We start from the raw sequence: 9525 nt of genomic DNA, 5'->3' as shown, positions 1-9525 counted from the left end.
ACCACCGACCGCGCCGCCGAGGTCTGCCCGCCGTCCACGACGCCCCGCATCATCACCAGGATGCCGACGGACTGGAAGGTGGCCACGAACAGCAGCGGGATCCGCGCGACCTTCGCCCGGGTGAGCTGCGCCCGGTACACCGCGGCGAGGGCGGGCAGCAGCCGGGCGGCGGGGGCGAGCGGGGCGGCGCCGGCCGTGGACCGGCCGGTCTGCGGGGGCACCGAGAGCAGCGTCACTTGGCCAGTCCTCCGTGGCGGCCGCCCAGCTTGAGGTAGGCGTCCTCAAGGCTCGGGGTGGCGAGGGTGAAGTCGTCGAGGGCGGCGAAGGCCGGGCCGGTGGTGACGGCGGCGACCAGTTCGCGGGCCTGCTCGGGGGTGGTGCGGACGGTCCAGCGGCGTCCGGTGCGTTCGGCGCGCGCGGCCAGTTCGGCGACGGCGGGGACGCCGATCGGCGCCTCGTCCCGCCAGACCAGGTCGAGCCGGACGTCGCCGTCCACCAGGGCCTTGAGTCCGCCGGGCGTGTCGCAGGCGATCACCCGGCCCTCGTCGATCACGGCGACCCGGTCGAGCACGGTCTCCGCCTCGATCACGTTGTGGGTGACCAGCAGCACCGTCGTCCCGTGCTCGGCCCGCCGCCGGTCGACGGCCGACCAGACGGCCCGCCGGGCGACCGGGTCCATGCCGGTGGTGGGTTCGTCCAGGACGAGCAGCGGCCGCTCCCCCACCAGGGTGGCCGCGAAGCAGGCGAGCCGCCGCTGCCCGCCGGACAGCTTGGCCAGCGGCCGGGCCCCGATCGGCTCCAGCCCGAGTTCGGTGAGGACGTCCGCGGCCGCGCCGCGGGCCGCCGCGCGCGAGAGCCCGCGCAGCCGTCCGGTGGTCTCGGCGGCCAGCGCGACCGTCAGCTCGTCCAGCGCGGTGGATTCCTGCCCGAGGTAGCCGAGCAGCCGGGCGGCCCGCTCCGGGTGCCGCACGATGTCGTGCCCGAGCAGTTCGACGGTGCCGGAGTCCGGCCGCAGCAGGCCGGTGAGCTGGCGGACGAGGGTGGACTTCCCGGCGCCGTTGGGGCCGAGCAGCCCGAAGACCTCGCCCGCGCGGACGGTCAGGCTGATCCCGTCGTTGGCCCGGATCTCGGTGGCGGCGGCGCCACGTCCGGTGCGGTAGGTCCGGACCAGTTCGCGTACGGCGACGCACGGCGCGGGGGTGTCCTGGGGTGCTCGCCCGGCCGTCTCTTCCACGACCGGAGACTTTACGCGCTCACACGGGCGAACCGGACAACGGGGGCCGATCGCCGAGGCCCGATCGCCGGGGGAAGCCAGGCGGAAGCCGGGGGAAGCCGGAGCCCGCCGGGGCGCGTCAGTCGTCCACCACCATCGACCCGCCCGGGACCCGGACCGCCAGTTCCTTCCAGAACCCCGCCCGGATGGCGTAGCGGTCGTGCTCGTCGATCTGGTCGTCCTTGTGGGCGAGCAGTCCGAAGCGGGCCGCGTAGCGCAGCAGCTCGCCGTCGACCCGGTGCGGGATGCGCGGGTAGTCGGGCCAGAGCAGGGTGAGCCGTTCGAGGTCGCCGAGGCGGTCGCTCCAGCGGCGGGCGAAGACCTGCCCGACCTCGTGGGCGTCGCCGCCGATGGTGGTGATGTCCTCCTCGCGGTCGGCCCAGCGCTGTTCGGCGGTGGTGAGCTGGGCCAGCGTGGGCAGGCCGTCCCCGGCGGTGACGGAGGGCTCGGGGGCGGGCCGGTCGACCCAGCCCCGGTCGGAGGACCACCGCAGCACCGGCCCGCCGGCCACCTGCCCGTTGGTGGCCTGCCCGGCCGCGGCGTGTCCGTTGGCGTGCCCGTTGACGTGCCCGTTCGCCGCTGCGGTGATCGGGGTGACGGCCGAGACCCGCCCGGCGAGGTCCTTCGGGGTGGGCACCACCCGCAGGGCGGCGGCCGGCTGGGGCCGCCCGTTGACGGCGGGCTCCTCGGGCACCGCCTCGGCGGCGGCCGGCCGCACGCCGGGGGGCACCACGCTGGGCAGCGGGGCCGGCGGGGCGGCGAGGATCTTGGCGATCTCCTGCCGAGCGCCGCCCGTCCCGGGCGCCGGGAAGACGGTGGAGTGGTCGCGCAGCGAGAAGGACCCCTCGATCCACTCGCGGTCCAGGACCCGCCGCTCGTCGGCCTCACCGACCAGGTCCTCGGACTGGTTGAAGTCCCCGTCGGCGGCCTGCAACGCCCACAGGTGCACGGCCACGCCGTGCTCCTTGGCGGTCATCATGCCGGGCAGCAGGTCCCCGTCGCCGGTGATCAGGACGACGTCCGCGCAGGCCCGGTTGCGGGCGAGTTCGGAGAGCTCGGCGTGCATCGCGGCGTCGACGCCCTTCTGCACCCAGCGCCCCTCGGCCCGGGTGAGGGCGCCCAGCCGCACGGTGACCCGGGGCAGCACCCGCAGCCGCCGGTGCTCGGGCATCGGGCGGCGGTCGGGGGCCGCGTCGAACCAGTAGATCCGCAGCAGCGGCAGCCCGGTCTCGGCCTCGGCGCGTTCGCGCAGGGCGCTGATCAGCGCGGTGTGGTCGACGGTGACCTTGGAGCGGGAGGGGTCTCCGGCGAGCAGGCTGGCGGCGGCGCCCAACAGGTATCCGGCATCCACCAGGACGACACAGCGGTCCATCCGCGCACCTCTTTCCGCTCGCCCTCGATGGTCGGTCTGGGTGGGCGGTCCGCCCGTCGACCCGGCGTGCGGGGTGAGGGGCCCCCTGACCGCCCGATCGTTGGGTCACCTTTTCCCCATGGTTCGGGGCCCGAACCTCGGCGGATGTCCCGGTCACGCAACAGCCGCCCCAATGAGTCGCAAAGAAACACGAAGGCGGGCCCCGTTCAACGACGGGGCCCGCCAAACGTCACGCGGGGTTGACCCGGGTCAGCCCTTGAGCTCGGCGGCGACCAGCTCGGCGAGCTGGACGGCGTTGAGCGCCGCGCCCTTGCGCAGGTTGTCGTTGGAGACGAACAGCGACAGGCCGTGCTCCACCGTCTCGTCGGCCCGGATCCGGCCCACGTAGCTCGGGTCCTGGCCGGCGGCCTGGAGCGGGGTGGGGATCTCGGACAGCTCGACGCCGGGGGCGGCGGCGAGCAGCTCGGCGGCGCGCTCGGGGCTGATCGGGCGCTCGAAGCGGGCGTTGATCTGCAGCGAGTGGCCGGAGAAGACCGGGACGCGCACGCAGGTGCCGGCGACCTTGAGCTCGGGGATGCCGAGGATCTTGCGGCTCTCGTGGCGGAGCTTCTGCTCCTCGTCGGTCTCGTTGGAGCCGTCCTCGACGATGGAGCCGGCCAGCGGCACCACGTTGAAGGCGATCGGCCGCCGGTAGACCTTGGGCTCGGGGAACTCGACGGCGGAGCCGTCGTGGGCGAGCGCGGAGGCGCCGTCCACGACCTTGGCGGCCTGGTCCTGGAGCTCGGCGACACCGGCGACGCCGCTGCCGGAGACGGCCTGGTAGGTGGAGACGACCAGGGCGGCGAGCCCCGCCTCCTCGTGCAGCGGGCGCAGCACGGGCATGGCGGCCATGGTGGTGCAGTTGGGGTTGGCGATGATCCCCTTGGGGCGGTCGGCGATGGCCTCCGGGTTGACCTCGGAGACGACCAGCGGGACCTCGGGGTCACGGCGCCAGGCGGAGGAGTTGTCGATGACGACGGCTCCGGAGGCGGCGACCTTGGGGGCCAGGGCCTTGGAGGTGGAGCCGCCGGCCGAGAAGATCACGATGTCCAGGCCGGTGTAGTCGGCCGTGGCAGCGTCCTCGACGGTGACCTCGGTGCCCTGCCAGGGCAGCGTGCGCCCGGCCGAACGGGCCGAGGCGAACAGCCGCAGCTGCTCCACCGGGCCCAGTCCGCCTTCACGACCAGCCCGCTCGGCCAGGATCTCGCGGACCACGCTGCCGACCTGGCCGGTGGCACCGACAATGCCGATCTTCATTCCGACTACTCCTCTGAATGGTGCTGTCTACAGCCGCACTCTGCCCATCATGCCTTGTCACGCGGGTGGGGCGACCTGGTATTCCACGGTGTGAGAGGGGCTCCGGACAGCCCTCAGTGGTCCAGACCATTGGCGAGGGCCAGCGCGGCCGCGACCTCCGCCTCCCCGGCCGGCAGCAGCGGCAGCCGCACGTCCGGGGTCGGGATCCGCCCCTGGGCGTGCAGCACGCCCTTGGTCACCGTCGGGTTCGGCGCCGTGAAGGCGGACAGCGCCAGCCCGGTCAGCCGGTGCCCCAGCTCCCGGGCCCGCTCGACGTCCACGGCCCGCCAGGCCTCGTACAGCTCGACGAAGCGGGCGGTCGCCAGGTGCGCGGAGGCGAGGATGCCGCCGGCCGCGCCCAGCGCCAGCATCGGCGACAGGAAGGCGTCCTCCCCGGTGAGGAAGGCGAACCCGGCGGGGGCCTCGGCGAGCAGTTCGGCCGCCGTCTGGTCCAGCCCGCCGGTCGCGTACTTGACGCCCACCACCCCGTCGATCGCGGCCAGTTCGCGCAGCGCGGCGGTGGAGAGCTGCTGCCCGGTGCGGTACGGGATGTGGTAGACGACCAGCGGCAGCGGGCTGCCCGCGGCCAGGGCCCGGAAGTGCGCGACCGTCCCGGCCTCACCGGCCCGGACGAAGGCGGGCGTGGTGACCAGCGCCGCCGCCCCCGGCACCCGCGCGCCGAGCACGGCCAGCGCCTCGCCGACGGCCCGGGTGTCGCCGCCGGAGGCACCGACGGTCAGCTGGGCCCCGCGCGCGGCGCAGGCGGCCGCGGCGACGTCGACCACCGCGTCCCGCTCCTCGGCGGTGAGCGCGGCGGGCTCGCCGGTGGTGCCGAGCGCGACCAGGCCGGCCGCCCCGGCGTCCAGGACCTCGTGCGCGAGCTTCTCCAGCGCATCGAGGGCGACGGAGCCGTCGGCGGCGAAGGGGGTGATCAGGGGGACGTGGATGCCCTTGAGTTCCATACCGACGATCCTGCGGTCCGGTGATCGCCCGGGTCCAGTTCACATTTCCGACGCTTCTCGTAAGCTGGGCCGATGCTCGATGTCCGACGTCTGCGCCTGCTGCGCGAACTCGCCCACCTCGGCACCATCGCGGCCGTCGCCGAGGCCCTGTCGTTCAGCGCCTCGGCGGTGTCCCAGCAGCTGTCCGTCCTGGAGAAGGAAGCCGGCGTCCCGCTGCTGGAGCGCACCGGGCGACGGGTCACCCTCACCCCGGCCGGGCGGGGCCTGGTCCGCCACGCCGAGTCCGTCCTGGCCCTGCTGGAACAGGCGGACGCCGAACTCGCCCACGCCAAGCAGGGGTTGGCCGGTCCGCTGCGGATCGGCACCTACCCCTCGGCGGCCCGCGCGATCATCCCGGCGGTGCTCGCCGGGCTGGCCTCCTGGCACCCGGGGCTGGAGCCGATGGTCACCGAGGTGGACCCGGCGGCCGTCGGCGCGGCACTGCGCGCGGGCGAGCTGGACGTGGCGCTGGTGCACGAGTACGACCTCGTCCCGGCCGACCCGGAACCGGGCCTGGCCGTGACCCGCCCGGTCTTCACCGAGCCGATGTACCTGGCCGCCCGCGCCCCGGCGGTGCTCGCCGAGCAGCGCGGCGCGCCGTGGATCACCTCCCCGCCGGGCACGCTCTGCCACACCATGGCCGTCCGCGCCTGCGAGGCGGCGGGCTTCGCGCCCCGGATCCGGCACCAGATCGACGACTTCACCACGGTGCTCTCACTCGTCGCCGCGGGCCAGGGGGTGGCGCTGGTCCCCCACCTGGGCACCGCCCAGCCCCCGCCCGGCGTGGTCCTCACCCGGCTGCCGATGTACCGCCGCACCCGCGCCGCCTTCCGGGCCGGCGCGGGCTCCCACCCGGCGATCTCGGCCTTCGTCTCGGCTCTCCACACGGCCGTCCCGCCGGGGCTGGGCAGCGGGGGCTGACGAACGCCCCGCCACCCTTCCCCCTGTCAGACCACCAGGCAGCTCGGCCCGAGCAGCTGCTTCAAGTCCCCGAACAGCGCCGGGTCGGACTTCACCCGGTGCCGGTCCAGCCGCAGCACCGTGGTCTTGGTGCGCCCCTCCAGCCGCACCCGCACCTCGGTCGTGCCCTTGTGGTGGGTCAGCACCTCGCTGAGCCGGGCGACCAGCGGCGGGGTGACCTTCCCGGACGGGATGTTGATGACGATCGGCGCCTCGGCGTGGGCGTTGGAGAGGTCCGGGGCGGACAGCTCCATGCCCATCAGCCGCGGCACGTCCTCCCGCTTGTCCAGCTTGCCGCGCACGAACACCACGGCGTCCTCGACGAGTTGGGAGGAGACCAGCTGGTAGCTCGCCGGGAAGAACATGCAGTCGATCGAGCCCGCCAGGTCCTCGACGGTGGCGATCGCCCAGGCGTTGCCCTGCTTGGTCATCTTCCGCTGGAGGCCCGAGATGATGCCGCCGATGGTGACGATCGTCCCGTCCGGGCGCTCCGCGAGGTCCGCGACCGCGCAGTCCGCCTTGTCGGCGAGCACGTGCTCGATGCCGTGCAGCGGGTGCGAGGAGACGTACAGGCCGAGCATCTCCCGCTCCTGGGTGAGCAGGAAGGACTTCTCCCACTCCTCCTCGGAGAACACGACGTCCAGTCCGAAGCTCGGCTCGTCCGAGGCGGTGTCGCCGCCGAAGAGGTCGAACTGCCCCTCGGCCTCCTTGCGCTTCACCCCGACGACGTTGTCGATCATCGGCTCGAACTGCGCGCTCAGGCCCTTGCGGGTGTGCCCGAGCGAGTCGAAGGAGCCGGCCTTGATCAGCGATTCGACGGTCCGCTTGTTGCAGACCACCGACTCCACCTTCTCCAGGAAGTCCGGGAAGGAGGCGAACTTCCCCTTCGCCTTCCGGGTGCGGATCATCGACTCGACCACCGGCCCGCCGACGTTGCGGATCGCGGTCAGGCCGAACCGGACGGTCTCGCTGCCGTGCGGCGTGAAGTCCGAGTCCGACTCGTTGACGTCCGGCGGCAGCACCTGGATGCCCATCTTGCGGCACTCGTTGAGGTAGACCGCCGACTTGTCCTTGTCGTCCTTGACGGAGGTGAGCAGCCCGGACATGTACTCGGCCGGGTAGTTGGCCTTGAGGTACGCCGTCCAGTACGAGACCAGCCCGTACCCGGCGGTGTGCGCTTTGTTGAACGCGTAGCCGGAGAAGGGGACGAGGACGTCCCACACCGCCTGGATGGCCGCGTCGGAGTAGCCGCGCTCGCGGCAGCCCTTCTGGAAGGGGACGAACTCCGCCTCCAGGATCTCCTTCTTCTTCTTGCCCATCGCGCGGCGCAGCAGGTCGGCCTGGCCGAGCGAGTAGCCGGCCAGGATCTGCGCGGCCTTCTGCACCTGCTCCTGGTAGACGATCAGGCCGTAGGTGGGCCGGAGCACCTCCTCCAGGGGCTCCTCCAGCTCCGGGTGGATCGGGGTGATCTCCTGCTGCCCGTTCTTGCGCAGCGCGTAGTTGGTGTGGGAGTTGACGCCCATCGGGCCCGGCCGGTACAGCGCGAGGACGGCGGAGATGTCCTCGAAGTTGTCGGGCTTCATCAGGCGCAGCAGCGAGCGCATCGGCCCGCCGTCGAGCTGGAAGACGCCGAGGGTGTCGCCGCGCGAGAGCAGTTCGTAGGTCGGCTTGTCGTCGAGGGGCAGATCAAGCAGGTTGATCTTGACGCCCTTGTTCTTCTCGATCGCCTTGACGGCGTCGTCCATGATCGTCAGGTTGCGCAGGCCGAGGAAGTCCATCTTGAGGAGGCCGAGGCCCTCGCAAGTGGGGTAGTCGAACTGCGTGATGGTGACGCCGTCGGTGTGCCGGGTCCAGACCGGGATGTGGTCGGTCAGCGGCTCCGCGGACATGATGACGCCGGCCGCGTGCACGCCGGGCTGGCGGATCAGGCCCTCGATGCCGCGCGCGGTGTCGATGACCTTCCGGACGTCCGGGTCGTTCTCGTACAGCCCGCGGATCTCGCCCGCCTCGCCGTAGCGGGGGTGGCTGCTGTCCGTGATGCCGGAGAGCGGGATGCCCTTGCCCATGACGTCCGGCGGCATCGCCTTGGTGATCCGGTCGCCCATCGCGTACGGGTAGCCGAGGACCCGGGAGGAGTCCTTGATGGCGGCCTTCGCCTTGATGGTGCCGTACGTGACGATCATGGCGACCTTGTCGGACCCCCACTTCTCCGTCACGTACCGGATCACGTCACCGCGCCGGCGCTCGTCGAAGTCGATGTCGACGTCGGGCATGGAGATGCGCTCGGGGTTGAGGAAGCGCTCGAAGATCAGGCCGTGCGGGATCGGGTCGAGGTCGGTGATGCCCATCGCGTAGGCGACCAGCGAACCGGCCGCCGAACCGCGGCCCGGGCCCACCGCGATGCCCTGGCCCTTGGCCCACATGATGAAGTCGGCGACCACGAGGAAGTACGCCGGGAACCCCATCTGGATGATGGTGTCCATCTCGTACTCGGCGAGCTTCTTGTGCTCCTCGTCGTACCCGTTCGGGAAGCGCCAGTCCATGCCCTCCCAGACCTGGGACTTGAAGAAGTCCGCCTCGGACTCGAAGCCCTCCGGGATCGGGAACCGGGGCATCAGGTTCCGGAACTTGAACATGCCCTCGGTGTCGACCCGGGAGGCGACCAGCAGCTGGCTGTTGCGGCAGCCCTCCTGCCAGGCGTCCGAGGAGTCCAGCGCGTACATCTCGGCGGCGGACTTGATGTAGTAGCCGGTGCCGTCGAAGCGGAAGCGGTCCGGGTCCGAGAGGTTCTTGCCGGTCTGCACGCAGAGCAGCAGGTCGTGGGCGCCGGCGTCGGCCTCGGTGGTGTAGTGCGAGTCGTTGGTGACGACCGGCGGGATGTTCAGCTTCTTGCTGATCTCCAGCAGCCCGTCGCGGACCCGCTTCTCGATGTCCAGGCCGTGGTCCATCAGCTCCAGGAAGTAGTTCTCCTTGCCGAAGATGTCCTGGTAGTCGGCCGCGGACTTCACCGCCTCGTCGAACTGGCCCAGCCGCAGCCGGGTCTGCACCTCACCGGACGGGCAGCCGGTGGTGGCCATCAGGCCGCCGGACAGCTCGGAGATCAGCTCCTTGTCCATCCGCGGCCACTTCACCAGCCAGCCCTCGGAGTAGGAGCGCGAGGTCAGCTTGAAGAGGTTGTGCAGGCCCTCCTTGTTCCGGGCCCAGATGGTCTTGTGGGTGTACGCGCCGGACGCGGAGACGTCGTCCCGCTTCTGGTGCGGCTGGCCCCACAGGATGCGCTTGGTGTTGGAGCGGGACTCGGGGGCGACGTACGCCTCGATCCCGATCACCGGCGTGATCCCGGCCTCGGTCGCCTGCCGGTGGAACTCGGCGGCGCCGTACATGTTGCCGTGGTCGGTCATCGCGACGTGGGTCTGCCCCAGCCGCTCGACCTCCTTGAACATCTGCTTCAACCGGGCGGCACCGTCCAGCATCGAGTACTCGGTGTGGACGTGCAGATGCGCGAACGGCTGATCGCTCAAGGCGGGGCCTCCGGAGGCTCTGGTGCTGATCTGGCGGGCCGGCGAACGCGCAGGTCACAGGGG

At 72.2% G+C, this 9525-nt stretch carries 6 protein-coding genes and 1 pseudogene; 1 reads left to right on the top strand and 6 read right to left on the bottom strand.

The window, feature by feature from the left end; all coding sequences use genetic code 11:
* From ACFC1T_RS35750 to ACFC1T_RS35730, 5 genes and pseudogenes are all read right to left on the bottom strand, one after another.
* Positions 1-236 (bottom strand): annotated as a pseudogene (locus ACFC1T_RS35750) (ABC transporter permease); the annotation flags it as partial.
* The gene (locus tag ACFC1T_RS35745) at positions 233-1234 is read right to left on the bottom strand and encodes an ABC transporter ATP-binding protein (protein WP_375896201.1); all 1002 of its coding nucleotides are present in this window, start codon (positions 1232-1234) and stop codon (positions 233-235) included. The gene ACFC1T_RS35745 and the pseudogene ACFC1T_RS35750, both read right to left, overlap by 4 nt.
* A 118-nt stretch (positions 1235-1352) precedes the next feature.
* The gene (locus ACFC1T_RS35740) at positions 1353-2645 is read right to left on the bottom strand and encodes an NYN domain-containing protein (RefSeq protein WP_375896198.1); all 1293 of its coding nucleotides are present in this window, start codon (positions 2643-2645) and stop codon (positions 1353-1355) included.
* A 249-nt stretch (positions 2646-2894) separates the two neighbouring features.
* Complete coding sequence (locus ACFC1T_RS35735) at positions 2895-3941, bottom strand: aspartate-semialdehyde dehydrogenase (RefSeq protein WP_375896195.1); 1047 nt, start codon at positions 3939-3941, stop codon at positions 2895-2897.
* A 113-nt stretch (positions 3942-4054) separates the two neighbouring features.
* Complete coding sequence (locus ACFC1T_RS35730) at positions 4055-4942, bottom strand: dihydrodipicolinate synthase family protein (protein WP_375896193.1); 888 nt, start codon at positions 4940-4942, stop codon at positions 4055-4057.
* 72 nt (positions 4943-5014) lie between these two features.
* Between ACFC1T_RS35730 and ACFC1T_RS35725 the strand changes: the two genes are divergently transcribed.
* Positions 5015-5902, top strand: a complete 888-nt coding sequence (locus ACFC1T_RS35725; protein ID WP_375896191.1) for a LysR family transcriptional regulator — start codon at positions 5015-5017, stop codon at positions 5900-5902.
* A 26-nt stretch (positions 5903-5928) separates the two neighbouring features.
* On the opposite strand, the gene dnaE is transcribed toward ACFC1T_RS35725, so the two are convergent.
* A complete protein-coding gene (gene dnaE / locus ACFC1T_RS35720; RefSeq protein ID WP_375896188.1) occupies positions 5929-9462 on the bottom strand; it encodes a DNA polymerase III subunit alpha in 3534 nt (1177 codons plus the stop codon).
* Between the last annotated feature and the right edge of the window lie 63 nt (positions 9463-9525).

The sequence above is a fragment of the Kitasatospora sp. NPDC056076 genome, assembly GCF_042266305.1.
Taxonomy (GTDB): Bacteria; Actinomycetota; Actinomycetes; order Streptomycetales; family Streptomycetaceae; genus Kitasatospora.
The sequence above is the reverse complement of the archived record's forward strand: the minus strand, read 5'-3'. Positions and strand labels throughout refer to the sequence as shown.

What these genes read in the sequence shown, in the direction of transcription:
- ACFC1T_RS35740 (WP_375896198.1), bottom strand. Translation starts at nt 2,645, where the DNA reads ATGGACCGCTGTGTCGTCCTGGTGGATGCCGGATACCTGTTGGGCGCC.
- ACFC1T_RS35725 (WP_375896191.1), top strand. Translation starts at nt 5,015, where the DNA reads ATGCTCGATGTCCGACGTCTGCGCCTGCTGCGCGAACTCGCCCACCTC.
- ACFC1T_RS35735 (WP_375896195.1), bottom strand. Translation starts at nt 3,941, where the DNA reads ATGAAGATCGGCATTGTCGGTGCCACCGGCCAGGTCGGCAGCGTGGTC.
- ACFC1T_RS35730 (WP_375896193.1), bottom strand. Translation starts at nt 4,942, where the DNA reads ATGGAACTCAAGGGCATCCACGTCCCCCTGATCACCCCCTTCGCCGCC.